Annotated in this window: 19 protein-coding genes and 1 pseudogene; 17 read left to right on the top strand and 3 right to left on the bottom strand. The window is 25.7% G+C overall.

Annotated elements, in window-relative coordinates; genetic code table 11:
* Window positions 1-37 precede the first annotated feature (37 nt).
* Together NSA50_RS04895 and NSA50_RS04890 are read right to left on the bottom strand one after the other, a co-directional pair.
* On the bottom strand, window positions 38-265 hold the full coding sequence (locus NSA50_RS04895; protein ID WP_257443355.1) for a hypothetical protein: 228 nt from the start codon (window positions 263-265) through the stop codon (window positions 38-40).
* A gap of 151 nt (window positions 266-416) precedes the next feature.
* Window positions 417-731 carry a hypothetical protein gene (locus tag NSA50_RS04890; protein ID WP_257443353.1) on the bottom strand — a complete coding sequence of 105 codons (315 nt, stop codon included), beginning with the start codon at window positions 729-731 and terminating at the stop codon, window positions 417-419.
* A 223-nt stretch (window positions 732-954) separates the two neighbouring features.
* On the opposite strand from NSA50_RS04890, the gene cplR reads away from it, so the two are divergent.
* Window positions 955-2,601: an ABC-F type ribosomal protection protein CplR gene (gene cplR, locus NSA50_RS04885; RefSeq protein WP_257443351.1), complete on the top strand. Its 1,647-nt coding sequence runs from the start codon at window positions 955-957 to the stop codon at window positions 2,599-2,601.
* A 77-nt stretch (window positions 2,602-2,678) separates the two neighbouring features.
* Window positions 2,679-3,242: a beta-class carbonic anhydrase gene (locus NSA50_RS04880; RefSeq protein ID WP_257443350.1), complete on the top strand. Its 564-nt coding sequence runs from the start codon at window positions 2,679-2,681 to the stop codon at window positions 3,240-3,242.
* A 323-nt stretch (window positions 3,243-3,565) separates the two neighbouring features.
* On the opposite strand, the gene NSA50_RS04875 is transcribed toward NSA50_RS04880, so the two are convergent.
* Window positions 3,566-4,516: an alpha/beta hydrolase gene (locus NSA50_RS04875; RefSeq protein ID WP_257443347.1), complete on the bottom strand. Its 951-nt coding sequence runs from the start codon at window positions 4,514-4,516 to the stop codon at window positions 3,566-3,568.
* A 407-nt stretch (window positions 4,517-4,923) separates the two neighbouring features.
* Between NSA50_RS04875 and NSA50_RS04870 the strand changes: the two genes are divergently transcribed.
* The 15 genes and pseudogenes from NSA50_RS04870 (at window position 4,924) to NSA50_RS04800 (ending at window position 20,619) form a co-directional block, all read left to right on the top strand.
* Window positions 4,924-5,556 carry an HAD family hydrolase gene (locus tag NSA50_RS04870; protein ID WP_257443345.1) on the top strand — a complete coding sequence of 211 codons (633 nt, stop codon included), beginning with the start codon at window positions 4,924-4,926 and terminating at the stop codon, window positions 5,554-5,556.
* Window positions 5,556-6,578, top strand: a complete 1,023-nt coding sequence (locus tag NSA50_RS04865) for an ROK family protein (RefSeq protein ID WP_257443344.1) — start codon at window positions 5,556-5,558, stop codon at window positions 6,576-6,578. The genes NSA50_RS04870 and NSA50_RS04865 overlap by 1 nt, the downstream gene beginning before the upstream one ends.
* Window positions 6,579-6,869: 291 nt before the next feature.
* Window positions 6,870-7,562 carry a response regulator transcription factor gene (locus NSA50_RS04860; RefSeq protein ID WP_195429734.1) on the top strand — a complete coding sequence of 231 codons (693 nt, stop codon included), beginning with the start codon at window positions 6,870-6,872 and terminating at the stop codon, window positions 7,560-7,562.
* A gap of 10 nt (window positions 7,563-7,572) precedes the next feature.
* A complete protein-coding gene (locus tag NSA50_RS04855; RefSeq protein WP_257443341.1) occupies window positions 7,573-8,553 on the top strand; it encodes a sensor histidine kinase in 981 nt (326 codons plus the stop codon).
* 229 nt (window positions 8,554-8,782) lie between these two features.
* A pseudogene (locus NSA50_RS04850) lies at window positions 8,783-8,914 on the top strand (undecaprenyl-diphosphate phosphatase); the annotation flags it as partial.
* A 22-nt stretch (window positions 8,915-8,936) separates the two neighbouring features.
* Entirely contained in the window at window positions 8,937-9,695 is a 759-nt protein-coding gene (locus NSA50_RS04845) for an ABC transporter ATP-binding protein (RefSeq protein ID WP_195429732.1), read from the top strand.
* Window positions 9,682-11,532 carry an FtsX-like permease family protein gene (locus NSA50_RS04840; RefSeq protein WP_257443337.1) on the top strand — a complete coding sequence of 617 codons (1,851 nt, stop codon included), beginning with the start codon at window positions 9,682-9,684 and terminating at the stop codon, window positions 11,530-11,532. The genes NSA50_RS04845 and NSA50_RS04840 overlap by 14 nt, the downstream gene beginning before the upstream one ends.
* Before the next feature lie 175 nt (window positions 11,533-11,707).
* A complete protein-coding gene (locus tag NSA50_RS04835; RefSeq protein ID WP_195429727.1) occupies window positions 11,708-12,379 on the top strand; it encodes a response regulator transcription factor in 672 nt (223 codons plus the stop codon).
* 8 nt (window positions 12,380-12,387) lie between these two features.
* Window positions 12,388-13,404: a sensor histidine kinase gene (locus NSA50_RS04830; RefSeq protein ID WP_257443334.1), complete on the top strand. Its 1,017-nt coding sequence runs from the start codon at window positions 12,388-12,390 to the stop codon at window positions 13,402-13,404.
* Window positions 13,405-13,500: 96 nt separating this feature from the next.
* The gene (locus NSA50_RS04825) at window positions 13,501-14,253 is read left to right on the top strand and encodes an ABC transporter ATP-binding protein (protein WP_195429723.1); all 753 of its coding nucleotides are present in this window, start codon (window positions 13,501-13,503) and stop codon (window positions 14,251-14,253) included.
* Window positions 14,253-16,151 (top strand): ABC transporter permease, encoded by a 1,899-nt coding sequence (locus tag NSA50_RS04820; protein WP_257443332.1) that lies wholly within the window; start codon window positions 14,253-14,255, stop codon window positions 16,149-16,151. Before NSA50_RS04825 ends, NSA50_RS04820 begins: the two co-directional genes overlap by 1 nt.
* Window positions 16,152-16,294: 143 nt before the next feature.
* A complete protein-coding gene (gene hcp / locus NSA50_RS04815) occupies window positions 16,295-17,947 on the top strand; it encodes a hydroxylamine reductase (RefSeq protein WP_257443330.1) in 1,653 nt (550 codons plus the stop codon).
* A gap of 262 nt (window positions 17,948-18,209) precedes the next feature.
* Window positions 18,210-18,911, top strand: a complete 702-nt coding sequence (ric, locus tag NSA50_RS04810; RefSeq protein ID WP_111928191.1) for an iron-sulfur cluster repair di-iron protein — start codon at window positions 18,210-18,212, stop codon at window positions 18,909-18,911.
* Between the two features lie 31 nt (window positions 18,912-18,942).
* On the top strand, window positions 18,943-19,749 hold the full coding sequence (locus tag NSA50_RS04805) for a DUF438 domain-containing protein (RefSeq protein ID WP_257443327.1): 807 nt from the start codon (window positions 18,943-18,945) through the stop codon (window positions 19,747-19,749).
* Window positions 19,750-19,905: 156 nt separating this feature from the next.
* Entirely contained in the window at window positions 19,906-20,619 is a 714-nt protein-coding gene (locus NSA50_RS04800) for a Crp/Fnr family transcriptional regulator (protein WP_195265059.1), read from the top strand.
* Window positions 20,620-20,660 lie beyond the last annotated feature (41 nt).

Genomic DNA, 20,660 nt, shown 5'->3' with positions numbered 1-20,660 from the left:
AAGGAAAGCTGTTTGGTTATAGCTTTCCTTTTTATAATTAATATGGAAATCCTTGATCATATGGAGAAGTACTATCATCTCTTTGCAAAATAATATCTAATGTTAATTGAGTAGATGTATCTTCACTAGGTAATGACAGAACTTGAGATAAAGAATATCCATATTTTGAATATTTATTAATTAAGTCAATGTACGAATCAATTTCCTTTCCTTCATAATAAAGTTTGTAATTTATCATGCTTACTTTTAGTATTTTATATTTCATATAGCCCCAGCCCCTTTTTATAAATTTATAATAATTATATATTAAATTTAAGAAAGATTATATTAAATTATTTTAAGTAATAATAATTTAATATAATATTTACTTAAAAGTTGAAATATAAAAAACACAGTAATCACTGTGTTTTTTACAATTAAGCTTTTATCCAATCTACTACACCAGGAGTTAAGGATGCAACATCATCCTTATCAACCTTAGTTACAAAAAGTAAATCATTAGGTTGTAAGTGTGCTTTAATCTTTTCTGAGATTTCATTAGCTGAAATATCAGTTTTAACTAAGTAACTATCAGGCATGAAGTTAGCCCAAGCACCAAGTGTTTTTATAGTTCCAACTATATCATAATCATCACGATGATGGTGATGATGTTCATGATCATGATCGTGAGAATCACAACCACATGAATGAGAATCTTCATTTAAATAAAATGTTATTGCATAAACTGTCATATATGTACCACCTTAAATTAGTATTTTTTATAATCATAATATATATCTTGTCCAAAAGCTAGTAATATTATTAAATATCTTTATCTATGGAATAAAATTATAATAGAATACATTTAACTAATAAATCAAATAATATTATAAAAGATAAATTTTAGAGGGATAGTTGTAAATTATAGTTTTTGCAATATCCTTCTTTTATATTTTTATTTATGGAGGCCTTAATATGCAGCTTGGAAGTATTAATAATTTGAAGAAATATTATGGTGATAGATTATTACTCGATATAGATAAGTTTGAAATAATGGACGGAGATAGAATTGGAATAGTGGGGGAAAATGGAGTAGGAAAAACCACTTTAATAAAAATATTAATAGGCGAAATTAAGTCAGATGAGGGAACTACTTATATTACGGATAGTTATTCTTATATTAGTCAAAGAGAAGCATGGTGCGAAATTGAAGGAAGTGGAAAAGTAAAGGGTATGTTTCATGTTCCAGATGAATATGACGATTATTTATCTGGAGGAGAAAAGGTTAAAATGAGGATAGTAAAGGCTTTTGAAGAAAATAGTAGTCTTATAATAGCAGATGAACCTACTTCTAATTTAGATGTTGAAAGTGTTAAGCTTTTAAATAAACTGTTTAAGAAATATAAAGGAGCATTGCTTATCATTTCTCATGATAGAAATTTTTTAGATGATTTATGTAATAAGATTGTTGAAATTGAAGATGGAAAGCTTACTATATATAATGGAAATTATAGTGATTATCTTAATCAAAGAGAAGAAAATAGAAAGGTTAATGAAAGAGAATACAATAAATATATTCATGAAAAATCTAGGTTGGAAAAAGCTATATCAGAAAAGGAAGTATTGAGAGATAGAATTAAAAAGGCACCTAAGGGAATGGGGCCATCAGAAGCTAAAACTATAAAAATGGGTGATCAAAGAGGAAAGAAGAATATAGATAATAATATAAAATCAATTAAAAGTAGAATAGATCATTTAGAGATTAAAGAAAAACCAAAGGATAAAAAGGAAATAATAATTAATATTGTACCAAGTATGAAGTTAAATTCTAAAATTCCTATTGAAGTAAATGATTCAAAAATTTATGTGAAAAATAAATTATTAATTGATGATGTTAACTTAAAAATAAAACAAGGAAGAAAAATTGCTTTATTAGGTGAAAATGGTTGTGGAAAAACAACTTTATTGAAACATATAATTAATGGAAATAGTGATAAAGTTAAGATTTCAAGCAATGTAAAAATAGGATACTTTGACCAAGGGCAAAGCATTTTAGATGATTATAAAAGTATTTTGGAAAATATAAAAGAGGATTCATCTTACGATGAAACTTTTATAAGAATTAATTTAAGTGAATTTGGATTTAAAGATAAAAGTGTATATAAAAGAGTAGGAGATTTAAGTGGAGGAGAAAGAGTAAAGGTAGGTTTATGCAAAGTGATTTTATCAGACAATAACATATTAATACTCGATGAACCAACTAATTATTTGGATATTAAATCTATAGAAGCATTAGAAAATGCTTTAGTAAATACTGATAAGACAATTCTCTTAGTATCCCATGATATAAGATTTATTTCAAATATATGCGATTATATTATTGAAATTAAAGAAAATAAATTACATGAATTTGATGGAGGTTATAGTTTTTATTTAGAGCATAAAAATAGTGAGAAAATTGATACTAATAAAAAGAAATGTGAAGAGGAATTGCTAGTTTTAAATAATAGGTTAACAGAAGTTATTTCACTATTATCTTTAGAAACAGATGAAACAAAAAAAGTAGAATTAGATGCTGAATATAAAGATTTATTATATAAAATAAAAAATATACAAAAATAATACATAAAAAAACATATGAAAAATTGTATGCTTATTATAAAATGAGTAAAAGACTAAAAAACATAAAGGGGGACCCTATGAGTAAATTAGATGAAATTCTAAAATTTAACAAAGACTTTGTTGAAAATAAAGATTATGAGGAATATATAACTTCAAAAAATCCAAAAAAGAAAATACTTATTTTATCTTGTATGGATACAAGGCTTACAGATTTATTGCCTAAAGCACTAAATATAAAAAATGGTGATGCTAAGATTGTAAAAAATGCTGGAGCAGCAATTATGCATCCTTTTGGAAGTGTAATTAGAAGTATAATTGTTGGAATTTATGAATTTAATATAGATGAAATTTTTGTGATTGGACATCATGGCTGTGGAATGTGTAATTTGAACACAGATAATTTATTACAAAAGGCTATTGAAAGAGGAATTTCAAAAGAATCTTTAGATACACTTTGTAATGCAGGAATAGATATTAAGAAATGGCTACATGGATTTGATTCAGTTGAAGAATCTATAAAAGATAGTGTTAATTTAATAAAAAAACATCCATTAATGCCAGAAGGCATATCAGTTCATGGACTTGCGATAGATCCTGAAACTGGAAAGTTAGACTTAATAGTTAATGGATACAATAAATAAATTATGCAGTAATTTATTTATTGAAAAGCTAATAAAAAACACTTCATTCTTTTATTAGCTTTTCATTTTCTTCTTTTTCACTATTAAATTTGATGAGTAATATAAGTTGGCGAAGATAAACATAATATGTGGAATAAGCACATAGAGAACAATTAGAAGAAATTGGTGAAGGAAGAACTACTAGACCTTAGTGTTGCTTAATTGTTTGAGCACAGTGAGTTTAACCAAAACTCTTGGCATAGTAGTTTTTCAAAGCCTAAATCTTCTTTGTACAGCTATTTAGTTTATGGAACATATTTAGTTATCGTAGCTTTATATTCTCGTTAATTAACATATCTATTTAGAAATTTTTCAATTGTAGACCAGTAAAGTTCAGGATTTACTGTAGAGGATTTTGCATGCCCAGCGCCTTTTATAGTTAATTTTTCTTTTTCTGAGCCTGTAGCATTATAAAGTTCATCCATCATTGAATAAGGCACAAAATCATCTTCATCTCCATGAATAAATAATATTGGAGTTTTAGATTTTGCTACTTGTTTTAGTGTGGAAGCTTCTCTTAAAGTATAGCCTGCCTTAACTTTTGTAACTACTGATGAAGCATTCATTACTGGAAAACTTGGTAATGAGTATAAAACATCTAGTTGATGAGAAAATTGCTCCCAAACAGATGTATATCCACAATCTGCTATAATAGCTTTTACGTTACTTGGAATATCTTCACCAGAAGTCATTGAAACTGTAGCTGCCCCCATCGATACTCCATGAAGGATTATTTCTGAAGTTTTATCAGTATTAAGAATTAAATTTATCCACTCAATAATATCTAATCGATCGTCCCAACCCATTCCAATATAATCGCCTTCACTTTCGCCATGAGCCCTTAGGTCAGGAATTAAAATATTAAATCCCATTTCATAAAATTTTCTAGCATAACCACTCATATCGGTACCGTTACTTGTATATCCATGAACAGTTATAATCCATTTATTAGTAGGGATTTCGTTTAATATTTTGTAACTATGAAGCTTTAAATTATCAAATGATTCTATATATTCATTAGAAAATTTAGATTTATTAAGCAACCAATCTACATTTTCATCAATAACTTCACCACTTGTTTCTTTTGCTTCTTCTGGGGTACCGAATATAGCATCTTTTGATACTGTTGGATTAAGAGCTAAATTATAAAAATAATTACCTATAAATCCTAAAGCGCTGATAGATAGAGCACCTAATATACTGGTTGAAATTATTGCTGTCTTTTTCTTATTCATTATAGTCTCCTTAGTTTATTAATTATTATTAAGCGATATTTTAGCATTTTTAGATTGATATAACAATAATTTTATAAAAGTTAAAAAATATTAACAGATTAGTTACATTTTATTTAATTAAACAAAGAAAATTATGATATTAAAAAATATAGTAATTAGTTGAGTGAAATTTTTAGGGATATACTAAAAGATGATAGGAATAAATAATCAGCATATATAAAAGTAGTATATATTACAGCGATTTTTAATTTCTTTGTATATGTTATAAGTAAAGCTATTTATAGTAAATTATATAAAATAAATATAATTTAATTAATTTATCTGTAATTGATTAATTAATTGATTTATGTTATTATACTTTTGAAGGAAACTTTCAAAAGTATAATATAAAGGGTATGGATATAAATATGAAAAAGTATAAATGTATAATTTTTGATCTAGATGGAACAGTTTTAAATACTGAGAGAATGAATTTGGTTCCACTTCAAAGACTAATAAAAGAAGAGCTTGATAAAGATGTTATGTATTCAGATTTACTTAAATATAAAGCATATGCAGGAAAGAAAACTTTAGAAGAGTTAGGATTTAAGGATATAGAAAAATCTTATGAAAAGTGGGTAGAGTATGTAAATGATTTTGAAGAAGGCGCTACATTGTTTGAAGGATTTGATGAAGTAATAAAAACATTAAATTCAAAAGGAATTATATGTGCTATAGCAAGTTCTAAAATGAAAGATCAATATAAAATAGATTTTGAACCTACTGGATTAAAAAAATATATTAAATGTGAAGTTTTAGCAGAAGATACGAAAAGACATAAACCATATCCTGATCCATTATTAAAAGTGACTGAAATATTAGGTATAAGCCCAAATGATTGTATGTATATTGGAGATACAATATTTGATTTTAAAGCAACTAAAGCTGCAGGAATGGATTTTGGACTAGCTATATGGGGTGCTGATAACTTAGAAGGAATAGAGGCTGATTTTGAGTTTAAAAAACCAATAGATATTTTAAAGGAGTTAAATCTTACATAATGAAAAAAATTGCAGGAAAGCCAAAGGAACTTAAAAATGTAAATACTTCATTAATAATGAATTCAATAAGGACTAGAGGTAATGCAACTAGAGCTGAGATTTCTAAGGATACAGGTTTAAGTCATACAACTGTAAGAGTCATTTTAAATGAGCTTATAGAAATGAATGAAATACTATCTGTAGGATTAGATGAATCTAGTGGTGGAAGAAGAGCCGAAAGATATAAGATGAACTCTAATAAAAGATATATAATAGCAATATCAATAGAAGAGGATAAAACAGTATATAGAATAGTCAATTCTTTAGGAGAAGTTTTAAAAGAAAAGATTAAAGAAATAAGTAGCCTAGAAGATATTAAAACTATTGCAAATACAATAGAAGCTTTATATGAAGTTTATCATAATATAGAAGGTATTGGGATTAGTGTTCCAGGAGTTGTAACTAATGATGGATATTTATCTGGAATTAAAATGGAAGATTGGAAAGAAATAAAAATAAAAAAATATCTTAGGGAAAAATTTAATGTTCCTATATTATTAGAAAATGATATAAACTCTGCATCTTTAGCTTTTTATAATGATTATATAGAAGAGAATAAAGTCGGACCTATTAGTCTTGTATATGTAAGTTTTACTTCATTAGGGGTTGGATCCGGAGTAATACTAAATGGAAATGTTCTAAGAGGTGATAATGGATATGCTGGAGAAATTGGATTTATTCCTGTGAGAGATACTTTTTTAAATACTATGTTGATGAGCAACTTAAATGATGACGAGTATATACATGTAATTATAAATACTATAAAAACAATATCAGCAATAATTAACCCTAGTGTAGTCGTCTTAGGGGGAAGTAGTTTTAAATATCATCTTAAAAATAAAATAGTAGATAGATATAATAAAGAATTTAATATAAAAACGAAAATATTAATACAAGAAAAAAGTTGTGATTATTCATTAGAAGGAATAAAAAAAGAATCATTAAGGTTAATAAATAAAGAAGTTAAGTTAATTAGAAATTAAATATAATGTTATTATTAGTATAGAGGGCGTTATAGCTTTGGCTAGCGTAACCAAAGTACTTTTAAATAAAAATAAGGCTATAACTATATAATACTAGTTGTAGCTTTTTTATATTTAAGAAAATCAACATAAAAGTTTTTACAAGTCATATATATATGTGTTGATTTGGGATAAAAGACTCATTGTAATAAAGCAATAGAATTAATTATAAACATTACTAAATTGTAATACAAATGTATGGAAATTAATTGTATAATTAATGTAATTTATAATTATTAAGGAGCAAATAATATGAATTATAAGATATATATAATAGAAGATGATTCGTCATTAAGTCTTTTATTAAAAGATTATATTTCTAAATATCAATTTGATGTAAAGGTTGTTGAAGATTTTGAGAATATAATTAGTGAGTTTAATGAATTTAATCCTAATTTAGTACTGTTAGATGTTAACCTACCTAAGTTTGATGGATTTTATTGGTGTAGAAGGATAAGACAAGAGTCAAAAATTCCAATTATATTTATATCAGCAAGGGATAGTGGAATGGACCAAGTTATGGCACTAGAAAATGGTGGAGATGATTATATAACTAAGCCTTTTTATTACGAGGTTGTTATGGCAAAAATAAAAAGTCATTTAAGAAGGGCTTTTGGAGATTATGCTATACAAATGAAAGAAAGGATAGTTGAACTTGATGGATTAATATTTTATCCAGAAAGATCCGAAATTGAGTTTAATAATAAGAAATTGATTATAACTAAAAAAGAAGGAATTTTATTAGAGTATTTAATTAAAAAGTATCCTAAAGTTGTAGATAGAGATTTTCTTTTAGAGAAGATATGGGATGATATTGAGTTTGTTGAAGAAAATACATTAAATGTTAATATAAGTAGAATAAGAAAAAGACTTCATGATATTGGAATATATAATGGAGTAGAAACTGTAAGAACAGTTGGATATAGATTAAATAAAACTTGGTAGGAGAAATAGTATGAAATTATTTTTAAAGGATAATAGAGGGTATATAATTATATATTTCTTAAGCCTTTTAATTACATTAAGTTATATAATCCTTCTTGGAAGTTTAGATTCAAGCGAATTTTTTTATATATTAGTATTTAATACATTTATTTTATTTACCTTTTTAGGCGTTAGATATTATAAAAATAGAGAAATATATAACTTATTAAATAAGAATTTAAATGATTTAAATGAAACAGTATTAAACTTAGGAAATTCAGTTTTAGGTGAAGGAATATCAAATATTTTAAATCAAATGAATAGTTTATATATCAGCGAGTTAGTAGATAAAAATAAAAATCATGAAGAACATTTAATGTTTATAAATCAGTGGGTTCATCAAATGAAAACACCACTTTCAATAATACAGCTAAAAATGCAAGAAGATGAAGGGGAATTACCTATTGAGAATATAAGAGATGAAGTATATAAGTTAAATAAAGGATTGAATATGGCAATGTATTTTGCTAGACTAGATTCCTTTCAAAAAGATTTTGTAATAGATAAGGTTTCTTTATATAAATTGGTTATGAATAAAATAAATGAAGAAAAAACTATTTTTATTAAAAATAAAATGAAACCAATAGTTGAAATAGATAAAAACATAGAAATATATAGTGATTTAAAATGGATTAAATTTATATTAGAACAGATTATTGTTAATGGTATAAAGTATTCAAAGGGTTTAGGAAAAGAATTAATAATAAAGGCTGAAGAAAATTTTGAATATGTTACATTAATGGTAATAGACAAAGGTATAGGTATAAATAAAAAAGATATAAGAAGAGTATTTGATCCTTTTTTTACAGGAGAAAATGGACGTAAATATGGTGAATCAACAGGAATGGGATTGTACATAGTGAAAAAGGTTTGTGATAATTTAGGTCATATTATATCAATAGATTCTACTATGGGGTGTGGAACAACTATCATAATAAAGTTTAAGAAGTAAGATATTAAATTAATATTATATAAGTTGAAATAAGGATTAAAAATTTAACTAAAATATTTTTAGTACAAATAATAAAATAAAGGTAAGTTATATTATATGATTTGCCTTATTTTTATGCATAAAAAGCAAAAGTGACATACATGTAATAATTATGTAAGGTTTAAAGATAGTACATAGAATAGAGTCTCCATTAAACTAAATATATAAAGTTTAAAGGAGGATAAAATGAATGATTGATATAATATTTATATTAAAGTCTATTGTAATTGCCATTGTTGAAGGTCTTACCGAATTTATTCCTGTATCATCAACAGGACATATGATTTTAATTGGAAGTTTAATCAACAAAGATAATAATTTTAACTATATAAGGGGAGAAATTTATGGAGATTTTAAAAGTTAAAAATTTAAAAAAAATATATGGAAATAAAGTTGCCTTTACTGCACTAAATAATATTAATTTTACTGTGGAAGAAGGGGAATTTATAGGGATAATGGGCCCTTCAGGCAGTGGGAAAACAACATTATTAAATGTTATTTCAACAATAGATAAGCCAACTTCAGGAGAAATAAGGATAAATGATACTAAACCTCTATTATTAAAAGGAGATGAATTATCATTATTTAGAAGACGAGAATTAGGATTTGTATTTCAAGATTTTAATTTGCTAGATACGCTTACTATTGGTGAAAATATATTATTACCGTTAACTTTAGATGGAGTATCAGTAAAAGAACAAAATAAGAAGCTAGAAAGGGTAGCAAAGATTCTAGGAATTGAAAAAATATTAAATAAGAGGACTTTTGAGGTATCAGGAGGAGAAGCTCAAAGAACAGCAGTAGCAAGAGCATTAATTCATGATCCATCAATTCTTTTAGCAGATGAGCCAACTGGAAATTTAGATTCAAAATCATCAAAAATAGTAATGGAATTGTTTGAAAAGATTAATAAAGAGGAAAAGGTAACTACAATGATGGTTACACATGATCCAGTGGCAGCTAGTTATTGCAATAGAATTTTATTTATAAAAGATGGAGCTATATATAATGAAATTTATAAAGAGGATAATAGACAAAAGTTTTATCAAGATATCTTAGATGTTCTTGCATTACTAGGAGGGAAAGATAATGAAATTTATTGAATTTGCAACTAGGAATGTGATAAGAAACATAAGAGCATATTTTGGATACTTCTTAAGCAGTAGCATTTCATCAGCATTATTATTTTCTTTTACTATGTTAATCTTACATCCAGATATGGATATAAGTAGCTTTCGTAACTATTTGCAAGTAGGATTTAAATTAACTATGAGTATAGCTTATTTATTTTTATGTTTCTTTATCTTTTATTCAGTAAGTGTGTTTTTAAAAAGTAGATATAAAGAAATAGGAATACTTTATACCATAGGAGCTTCAAACAAGCAAGTAAAGAGGATGATAATAATAGAGAATATCTTAATAAGCTCTTTATCGGGCATAGTTGGAGTTCTTATAGGACTAATTTTCTCAAAAATATTTTTGTTAGCTAGTGGAAAGCTACTTGGATATGGCATTTTAGGATTTTATCTACCAAGTAAGGCAATTATAATTACAATAATAGGATTTATCTTGATGGGAGGGATAATTTCTATTTTTACTACTAGCATAATAAAGGAAGATAGAGTATTAGCATTACTTAAAGCAACTAAGAAGCCAAAGAATGAACCAAAATCTTCAAAGATTCTTACATTAATATGTATTATATTAATTGTTTTAGGATATTATTTTTCCATTACTTCAACTATGGAAAATATAATTTATAGGATTATACCAGTGACGACTATTGTTGTAATCGGAACATATTTATTATTTTCACAATTTAGTGTTTTTATGATAAATAAATTGAGACGCAATAAAGTATTTTATATGAACAAGACAAGATTATTATGGGTTTCAGATCTTTTATATAGAGTAAAAGATAATACTAGAATGTTCTTTCTTATAACAATAACGTCAGCAGTAGCATTTACATCTATTGGAGGAGTATATTCCTTTTGGCTTAATAAAGAATCAGAGGTTAATGCTAGTTTTCCACAGACATTTTTTTATGCTTTCAATGAAGAAAGTTTAGATGTTGATGAAAAAATAGCATTTTTAGAGGGAGCCTTAAATAAAAGTAATTATGACTATAAAATGGCTAAAGGAAATATAAAATCATTAAAATATAATGATGACGAAATAAATATAATAAGTGAAGAGACTTATAATAAATTAGCTAAATCATTTGTGAAAGAAGAAATAGACCTTAAGGAAAATGAAGGTTTATTAAATTCATCACTATCTAATAATGTTAATAACATAGAAATTGATGGTGAAAATATTAAAATTATTTCAAAGTTAGATAGCAGGGTTCTTCCAGCTTTATACGAGAGCATATATGTTTTAAATTATGAATCATATGACAAAATTAAGGCTTTAGAATTTTCATTTTGTAGTATTAATGTAGATAATTATAAGGATACATTAGATATATCAAGAAGTTACTTAAAAAGGTTTGGTGAAGAAAACTATGGTAAAGAAAGAGTTTTACTAATAAAAGCTAATTTATTAGAATCGATTAAATTGGGGTATGGGATATTTATGTTCTTAGCAATATTCATAGGTATAATTTTCTTTGTAACTACAGCAAGCTTCTTATACAATAAATACTATATGGATATAGAAGAGGACAAGATAAGATATAGTAAATTAAATAAAATAGGATTAACTTTTAAAGAAATTAAAAAAATATCAACTATTGAAATTGGAGTACTATTTTTACTTCCATATATAGTTGCAGTAATACATTCCTTATTTGCATTATTAGCACTTAACAATGCATTTGATATGAAAATAAGCATATCAGCAATTACAGTTATGGGTAGTTTCTTTATTATTCAAGTGATTTATTTTCTTATTATAAGAAAGAAATATTTAATAGAAATAAAAAGAAATTTGTAATATAAATTTAAAGGTACTGTCACATAAATTAAAGTATTATGTAGCAGTATCTTATTTTTATAAATTAAATTTAAACTTAAAAAGTACTATAGTATAGTGTGTTTATAGTAGGTAAGGTTTTATATAAATGTAAGTATGTTATAATTTACATAAAAATAATTTGGAGGGTGCTATTATGAGAGAAATATTATTAGTAGAAGATGATTTAGATTTATCAAAACAACTTTCTTTATCTTTAGAGAAATGGGGATTTAGCATAGAGCTTATAGATAATTTTAGTGATATAGTAAAAGAATTTATTGAAAAGAAACCAAGTTTAATAATAATGGATGTTAATTTACCATACTATGATGGGTTTTATTGGTGCGAAAAAATTAGAGAAATATCTAAGGTGCCTATAATATTTTTATCCTCAAGAGATTCAAATATGGATTTAATTATGGGAATAAATAATGGTGGCGATGATTATATAACAAAGCCTTTTTCTATAGAAGTTTTAATAACTAAGATTAATGCATTACTAAGGAGAAGCTATGATTATACTTTTTCAGATTCTGTTATTTATTATAAAGATACTATTTTAGATATGGAAAAATGTACATTTAAGTATGAAGATAATATTATTGAGTTAACAAAAAATGAAATGAAAATATTATCAATACTTATTAAAAATAAAGGTAAAGTAGTTTCAAGAGATAAAATTATGATGAGCTTATGGAATGATGATGAGTTTGTAAGCGATAATACATTAACTGTAAATGTAACTAGGCTAAGAGGAAGACTTAAGGATGAATTAGGATTAAATGATTTTATAAAAACCAAGAAAGGTATAGGGTATATGATTTAATGAGCTTAATGAGATTTATAAAAGAAAAGAGTATAAATATTATTTTTTCTATAGTTTTATTATTAGTAATAAACATATATTTAATTTCAATAAATTCATTCAATGGTCGAACTAGTGATTTAATTTATTTAGATTTCATTATAATTACTATATATTTAATATGGATATACACTGCTTATTTTAATTGGAAAAAGAAATATTACGATTTATATAAATCTATTTTAAATGAAAATGATATTTCTCTAGAAGATATTAAAGAAAGCTCTTTAGAAGAGGAAATTATTTTTAAGCTTATAGACAATAAAGATAAAAAGTATGATTTTAAAACTAAGGAATATGAAGAAAAATTAAGAGATATGGAAGAATATATTTCTAAATGGGTTCATGAAATAAAATTACCAATAACAGCATTAAATATAATTACAGAAGATATAGAGGATTATGATGCAGCAAGTATCATAAAAAATGAAACAGAAAAAATTAATTTTCTAGTTAATTCAGTTATTTATGGAAGCAGAGCTACTGTAGCTTCAGAGGATATTTTTATTAAAGAAGAAAATTTAGGGGATATAGTTAAAAAATCTATAAGAAACAATTCATTTTTCTTAATAAAAAATAAGATAGAAATTGCTACAAGCAATTTAAATTATAATATTTATAGTGATGGAAAATGGATTATTTATGTTATAGATCAATTAATTAATAATGCTATTAAATATTCAAAAGAAAATGGTAAGATAGAATTTTATGCAGAGGATAATAGAGAATATATAAAACTATGTATTAAGGATAATGGCATTGGCATAGAAAAAGAAGATATAGAAAGGATATTTAACAAAGGTTTTACAGGAAGTAATGGTAGAAATAAAGTATATAAATCTACTGGCATGGGGCTTTATTTTACTAAGAAGGTATTAAATAAATTAGAACATGAAATTTCTGTGGAATCAATTAAGGGTGAATATACTTTATTTAATATATACTTTTATAAAATCTCCGATTATTTAAAGGTTACTAAAATGTAACATTAGAATAAAAAAGGTAAGGTTAAGTGAAGGAATCCAAATTAAAAAACTATTAAAATAAAATTAAAGTTAAAGTTAATTTTGGAGGAATTAGTTATGAAAGAAATTTTAAAGTTAAAAGATGTATCTAAGGAGTATGGAGTTAGAGGGTTTAGAACAAGGGTTTTAAATAATATAAATTTTACTGTAAATGAAGGTGATTTTATTTCTATAATGGGGCCATCAGGAGCAGGAAAAACTACTTTGCTTAATTTAATTTCAAGCTTAGATAAACCAACAAAAGGTGAAATAATTCTTGATGGAAAAGATATAACAAAGATTAAGAATAAGGAATTATCTAATTTAAGAAGAGATAAAATAGGGTTTATATTTCAAGATTATAATTTGTTAGATAATATGAATTTAATGGATAACATAGCATTGCCATTAGCATTAGGAAAAAAGAAAACTAAAGATATAGAAAACAAAGTAATTAATATTGCAGAGATATTCGGTCTTAAGGAGCATTTAAAGAAGTATCCATATGAATTATCTGGAGGACAAAAGCAAAGAGGGGCAGCAGCTAGAGCCTTAATAACTGATCCAAAAGTAATTTTTGCAGATGAGCCTACTGGAGCATTAGATTCAAGATCATCATCAGATTTGCTAGAATCTTTAAGCAGAGCAAATAAGGAAGAAAATGCTACTATTGTTATGGTTACTCACGATGCTCTTACTGCAAGTTATTCTAATAAAGTTTATATATTAAGTGATGGAGAAATAAAGTGTCAATTAAATAAAGGAGATAATAGAAAAGAGTTTTATGGTAAGATAATTGATATGTTAGCATCTTTAGGAGGTGCTAAATAATGAGCGTATTTAATATAGCTTATAATAATTTTAAGAATAATATAAAAGTATATACTATGTTCTTTATTTCAATGATTTTTTCGGTGGTTATTTTAAGTAATTTCTTAATTATGATGGATGGAGAGGCAATGAAAGTCCTTGGTGATATGAATGAAGAATATAGCAAGCTTATTTTGCAAGTTATAACTGCCATTTTAGTTATATTTATGTTTTTCTTTATTTGGTATGCATCTAATATCTTCTTAAGAAATAGAAAAAAGGAAATTGGTATTTATGCATTTATGGGGCTTGATTCATCAATAATAGGAAAGATATATTTTATTGAAATGATGTTAATTGGAGTAAGTGCATCAATAATTGGAACAACTATAGGAGTTGTCTTATCAAAGTTTTTTCAAATAGTAGTTTTTAAAATTGCAGACTTTAATATAGATGTGACGTTTAATGTAAGCTTAAATTCAATAATTTATACTGTAGCAATTTTTATGTGTATCTTTTTATTTATGAGTATAAAAGGATTTATAAGTATAGTTAGAAGCAAAATTGTAGATCTTTTAAATGCAAATAAAAAACAAGAAAAGATGCCTAAAGTTAATTTTATTATATATATAATTGGAATAATTTCATTATTTCTAATTGGATATGGATATTACTTAGTAAATGAAGAAGCAATGAATGCTCTTAAGACTTTAGTATTAGTTTGTATAGGAACATATGGATTATTTGGAGCTGTTTTCCCAATAGTGTTTAATTTCTTAATTAATAGAAAATCTATATTATACAAAGGATCAAATATTGTAACTATAAATAATTTAGCTTATAGATTTAAGAAAAACTATACTATTTATGCTACTATAGCTATACTAACAGCAACAACTACTACAGTTCTTGGAACAGCTTTTTCAATGAAGACAACATATGAAAATAGCCAAAGAAATATTACTTTATATTCTTTAGCAATTTCATCTACAGATGAGTTTAATTCAGAAGAAATAGCGCATAAATTAAAAGAAGTTGGAGAAGAAAAATATTCCTTAAATACTAAAGTACTAAAGGTTAATAGTACATTAAAAGATGTTCCGGAATATCAAAATGATGAATATATAGTAGTATCTTATGATAATTTATCTAATATATTGAAAGCAAATGGTGATGAGAAAGACTTAGATAAATTTAATGAGGAAATGGTGGAAGGTAATAATGTTATATACATTGAAAGACCAGGTACTCTTATGAGCTTTTTAGCTAATACCAATGATATTACATTAAATGATATTAAGTTTAATGTAAGCGAAAGTACTAGAATCAGAGTTTTTGGTGAAGCATTAAATTATTCTACTATAGTTGTTAATAATGATGAATATGAAAAGCTTAAAGAAACAGCAACTGAAATAAATTTCTATGGCATTAAAATAGAAAATGAAGAAAATATAATTAATGTAATAGATGAAATAGGAAAAAATCTCAATTTAGAAACCACTCATGGATTTTATGGTCAATTTGAGTTAAAAACAATAGAATGGGTAAAATTTGTTTATGCAATTGGAGGATTCTTATTTTTAGTAATGGCATTAGCAGAAGCTAGTATTATTTATATAAAAATTTATAGTGATGCAAATGAAGATAAGCAAAAGTATAAAACACTTTTAAGTATAGGAGCTTCAAAGAAAGATATAAGTAAATCTATAAGTAGAGAAGTTGCATTATTTTATTTCATTCCATTAGTAGTTGGTGCAATTCATAGTTATTTTGCAATTAATGCATTAGCTGATTTTATGAAAGAAAATTTAAATTTTGTATATTTACTTAGCTTAGTAATTTGCATAGCTATATTTATAGTTAATTGCATTATTTCAATCATAGGATTTAAAAAAATAATAGGAATAAAGAAAAATTAAGAATATAAAATTCACGATTGTTTAAAGCAATCGTGAATTTTTTGCTTTTTAAAAGAGTATTATATATGAATAAAAATAGTTTATATAACTGATAATAGGGTTATATAACTAAGAATAGGTTTATATGGAAAGGAGATAAAGATATGGATAATGCAATGTTTTGTTATCAATGTGAGCAAACTATGGGGGGCAAGGGGTGTACTAAGATGGGGGTTTGCGGTAAAACACCAGAAGTTGCAAATCTTCAGGATTTATTGATTTATCAACTAAAGGGAATATCATGTTATGCTAAACCACTAATAGATAAAGGGGATCTTATAGATAAAACAATAGTTGAGTTTGTAGAAAATGGACTTTTTACAACTTTAACTAATGTTAACTTTGATGTAGAAGTTCATATACAAATGCTTAAAGATTCACAAAAAATAAAAGAATCATTACGAAGTAAAGCACCAAAAGGTGATTACCCTGATCCAGCTACATATAACTTAAGTGCTACAAAACAGGAAATGCTAAAGGATGCAGTAAAAGCTGGAATAATGTATGATCAAGAGTTAAATGCAGATATAAGATCATTAAGATCAACTATTCTTTATGGATTAAAAGGAATATCCGCTTATGGTCATCAAGCTAGATTTATTGATTTTTATAGCGATCAAGTGGATCAATTTTATTTTAGAGCATTAGAAATTATAACAAATGATAGTGTAGAAGTAGAAGAATTAATACGTTGGGTAATGAGAACTGGAGAAATAGCTATAGAAGTTATGAGAGTTTTAGATGATGCGAACACAACTAGATATAAAAATCCAACACCTCATAAAGTAAATGTAAATATTAAAAAAGGACCATTTATAGTTGTCTCAGGTCATGACTTAAGAGATTTAGAAATGCTATTAGAGCAAAGTGAAGGAAAAGGAATAAATATATATACACATGGAGAAATGTTACCATCCCATGGTTATGATGAGCTAAAAAAATATAAGCACTTAGTAGGAAACTTTGGATCTGCATGGCAAAATCAACAAAAGGAATTTGATAATATACCAGGTTGTATTCTTATGACAACAAATTGCTTAATGAAGCCAAGGGAAAGCTATAAAGATAGAATTTATAGTACTTCAGTAGTTGGCTGGGATGGAATAGTGCATATAGGAAGAGATGAAAATGGATATAAGGACTTTTCAGAAATAATTGATAAAGCCCTTGAGTTAGGTGGATTTGAAGAAGATGAAGAAGAACACGAAATATTAGTAGGTTTTGCTCATAAAGCAACTTTAAGTCATGCAGATAAGATAGTGGAATCAGTTAAGGAAGGTAAGCTAAGACATTTCTTTGTAATTGGAGGATGCGATGGAGCAAGACCAGGAAGAAATTATTATACAGAATTTGCTGAACAAGTTCCAATGGATTGTATTATTTTAACTCTTGCTTGTGGAAAATATAGATTTAACAAGTTAGAATTTGGAGAAGTAAATGGATTGCCTAGACTTTTAGATGTAGGTCAATGTAATGATGTTTACTCCGCTGTGAAAATTGCAACAAGTTTAGCAGATGCTTTTGATACAGATGTAAATTCATTACCATTATCAATAATTTTATCATGGTATGAGCAAAAAGCTGTTGCAGATTTATTAGCATTATTATCGCTTGGAATAAAAGGAATGTTCTTAGGGCCATCATTACCTGCATTTATATCACCAAATGTACTGCAATATCTAGTAGATACATTTGATCTTAAACCTATTAGTACACCAGAAGAAGATTTAAAGACATGTCTTCAACAATTAGTATAATATAAATATTTTAGGAGATATAGTTATGATATATCTTCTTATTTTTTTGATTCGTATTATACTTTGAAATTTTAGAAAAGGTTGTGATATAAAGTTTTTATTATTTTAATGATTAAAGATTAAACTGATTTTATGATGTTATATATGCAATTTTTAATTTAAGATTACAATTTTTCAAAATTTGATTTGAATCACATTTTTATTTTAAAAATTTTCTTATAATTTACTCATAGATAAGAAAAACAAGGTTGGAGTGATTGATATGGAAAAGAGTATAAATAAAAATTTAAGTTTAGGTGAATGTGTTATTATTTATCCTGCAGTTGTTGAAAAGTTTAATGATATTGGATTAGATTATTGCTGTGGTGGAAATAAAAATTTAGAAATTGCATTAAAAGAAAAAAATATTGACGTAGATAAATTTATTGAAGATATAAATGAAGAACTTGAAGAATTTATATTTGATAATTCATCATATATAAATTGGAATGAAAGAAATTCAGAAGAATTAATTCAGCATATAGTAAATACTCATCATGCTAAAACTTTTGAATTACTAAGAGATATAGATCCATTATTAGTTAGGGTATTTAAAGTTCATTATAATCATTTACCAGAAGTTTTAACAAGGGTTCATAAACTTTTTGGAGCATTAAAATGTGAGTTAGAAGAACATTTAATAAAAGAGGAAAAAATATTATTTCCAAAGATAATTGAATTTGAAAATACTAATGATAAAGAAAAGAAGGATATTTTAAAAGTAGAAATAGAAAGATTTATAGGAGAACATGAAGCTGCAGGAGATATACTAAAAGAATTAGCTCAAATTACAGATGATTATAGTGCTCCAGAATGGGCGTGTACAAGCTTCAAATTATTATATATGAAGATGCATGATCTTGAGAAAGACTTATTTGTTCATATTCATAAAGAAAACAATATTTTATTTAAGAGATATCAATAGAAGTTTATTAAAGAATATAGAGGTGATTAATTTGGAAAAGAAAAGATTTATTTTAGATAATGGTGTAAATAGAGCAGTTAATGAAGGAAAAATAAAGGAGTTAACAGTACTTTTAAGAAATTTAAATGAAAAAGGATTAACAGAAGATTTAAAGGAAAAGGGATTAAAACTTGTTAAATCAATAAGTCCGTTAGAACTTTCTATGGCAGAGCAAAGTTTAGTAGAAGAAGGAATGAATCCAAGTGAATTAAGGCATTTATGTGAAATTCATATGACGATTTTACAAGGTGAACTTGAAAAATTACAAAGCAATATATCTAAGGGACATATTTTATATACACTAGTTGAAGAACATGCATTGATTTTAAGCTTTTTAAAGAAATTAGAAGAAGTAACTAATGTAATACTAGAAATGGAAAGTTATGATAAGAATAGAAAAGAATTTACAAGAGTAACTGAACTTATTATTAGTATATTAGATGCTGAGCCACATCATAAAAGAGAAGAAGATGTATTATTCCCAGAGCTTGAAGCAAGGGGGATAACAGGACCAACTAGAATAATGAGACTTGAGCATGAAGATTTAAGAAAAAAGAAAAGAGAACTAAAGAAGTTAAGTGAGTCTGTAGCTGACTTAGATTTTGTTGAATATAAAAGTGAATTAAAAAGACTTTCAAATGCTATTTGCTTTGAATTAAAAGATCATATATTTAAGGAAAATTATATATTATATCCTACAGCATTAGAAAGTATAGAAGACGATACTAAATGGGATAATATGAAAAAGGAATGTGACAATATAGGTTACTGTACATTTACTCCTGATGATTGTAAGTAATAATTTAGTATTAGAAAATCAAATATAAATTAAAATTTTTATTAAAGATTTAAATTAATTCAAACCTCCTTCTAAATTATATTATTTAATTATAAATGTGAATTTTATAGTATAATTAAACTAAGTTATATGATTTAGGTTAGGAGGTATTTTATTTTGAATTGTGATTGTTGTTGTGAAAAGTGTGCAAGTAGATTATATGCACAAGAAGTACCTATATTTGAATCACTTTCCGAAGAGGAATTAGATAGAATAATATCAGTAAGAAAACATATGGTTTTAAAAAAAGGAGAAAGTTTATTTTTAGAAGGAGATAAGGTTTCGAAACTCTTTATAATAAGTGATGGCATGATAAAAATAAGTAAAACTACTGCAACTGGAAAGGAGCAAATTATTAATATACTAACTGTTGGGGATTTCCTTGGAGAAAGTAATATATTAGGAGATACTAAGGAAAGTAATGTATCTGCAATAGCAGTTAAAAACACTGAATTATGCACTATTTCAAGAGAAGACTTAAAAGATATATTATATTCGAATCCGTCTATTTGCTTAAAACTTCTTTCTGAGTTAAATAAAAGATTAATAGAAGTAGAAAACCTTTCAAAGAATTTATCTAATAATAATCCAGAAGCAAGAATATGCTGTATGCTTTTAGAGTTTTCTGAGAAATATGGCAAAATTGTAAATGGAAAGATAGAAGTGGATTTACCATTAAACAGAGAAGGAATGGCTAATTATTGTGGCATTGCAAGAGAAACATTAAGCAGAAAGCTAAGTTTATTAGAAAGTGAGAATATTATTAAAGCTGTAGGGACAAAGAAAATAGTAATTAATAATTTAAGTTTATTAGAAGAATCCATTTTTTAGAGTGTTATATCATTAATTGCTCATATTATCTTTAAAAGAAT

The sequence above is a fragment of the Clostridium mucosae genome (assembly GCF_024622765.1).
Taxonomy (GTDB): domain Bacteria; phylum Bacillota; class Clostridia; order Clostridiales; family Clostridiaceae; genus Clostridium.
This window is presented reverse-complemented; position numbering and strand designations above follow the sequence as displayed.

Coding starts and splice junctions, on each gene's coding strand:
- NSA50_RS04895 (WP_257443355.1), bottom strand. CDS start 265: ATGAAATATAAAATACTAAAAGTAAGCATGATAAATTACAAACTTTAT.
- NSA50_RS04890 (WP_257443353.1), bottom strand. CDS start 731: ATGACAGTTTATGCAATAACATTTTATTTAAATGAAGATTCTCATTCA.
- cplR (WP_257443351.1), top strand. CDS start 955: ATGCAGCTTGGAAGTATTAATAATTTGAAGAAATATTATGGTGATAGA.
- NSA50_RS04880 (WP_257443350.1), top strand. CDS start 2,679: ATGAGTAAATTAGATGAAATTCTAAAATTTAACAAAGACTTTGTTGAA.
- NSA50_RS04875 (WP_257443347.1), bottom strand. CDS start 4,516: ATGAATAAGAAAAAGACAGCAATAATTTCAACCAGTATATTAGGTGCT.
- NSA50_RS04870 (WP_257443345.1), top strand. CDS start 4,924: ATGAAAAAGTATAAATGTATAATTTTTGATCTAGATGGAACAGTTTTA.
- NSA50_RS04865 (WP_257443344.1), top strand. CDS start 5,556: ATGAAAAAAATTGCAGGAAAGCCAAAGGAACTTAAAAATGTAAATACT.
- NSA50_RS04860 (WP_195429734.1), top strand. CDS start 6,870: ATGAATTATAAGATATATATAATAGAAGATGATTCGTCATTAAGTCTT.
- NSA50_RS04855 (WP_257443341.1), top strand. CDS start 7,573: ATGAAATTATTTTTAAAGGATAATAGAGGGTATATAATTATATATTTC.
- NSA50_RS04845 (WP_195429732.1), top strand. CDS start 8,937: ATGGAGATTTTAAAAGTTAAAAATTTAAAAAAAATATATGGAAATAAA.
- NSA50_RS04840 (WP_257443337.1), top strand. CDS start 9,682: ATGAAATTTATTGAATTTGCAACTAGGAATGTGATAAGAAACATAAGA.
- NSA50_RS04835 (WP_195429727.1), top strand. CDS start 11,708: ATGAGAGAAATATTATTAGTAGAAGATGATTTAGATTTATCAAAACAA.
- NSA50_RS04830 (WP_257443334.1), top strand. CDS start 12,388: ATGAGATTTATAAAAGAAAAGAGTATAAATATTATTTTTTCTATAGTT.
- NSA50_RS04825 (WP_195429723.1), top strand. CDS start 13,501: ATGAAAGAAATTTTAAAGTTAAAAGATGTATCTAAGGAGTATGGAGTT.
- NSA50_RS04820 (WP_257443332.1), top strand. CDS start 14,253: ATGAGCGTATTTAATATAGCTTATAATAATTTTAAGAATAATATAAAA.
- hcp (WP_257443330.1), top strand. CDS start 16,295: ATGGATAATGCAATGTTTTGTTATCAATGTGAGCAAACTATGGGGGGC.
- ric (WP_111928191.1), top strand. CDS start 18,210: ATGGAAAAGAGTATAAATAAAAATTTAAGTTTAGGTGAATGTGTTATT.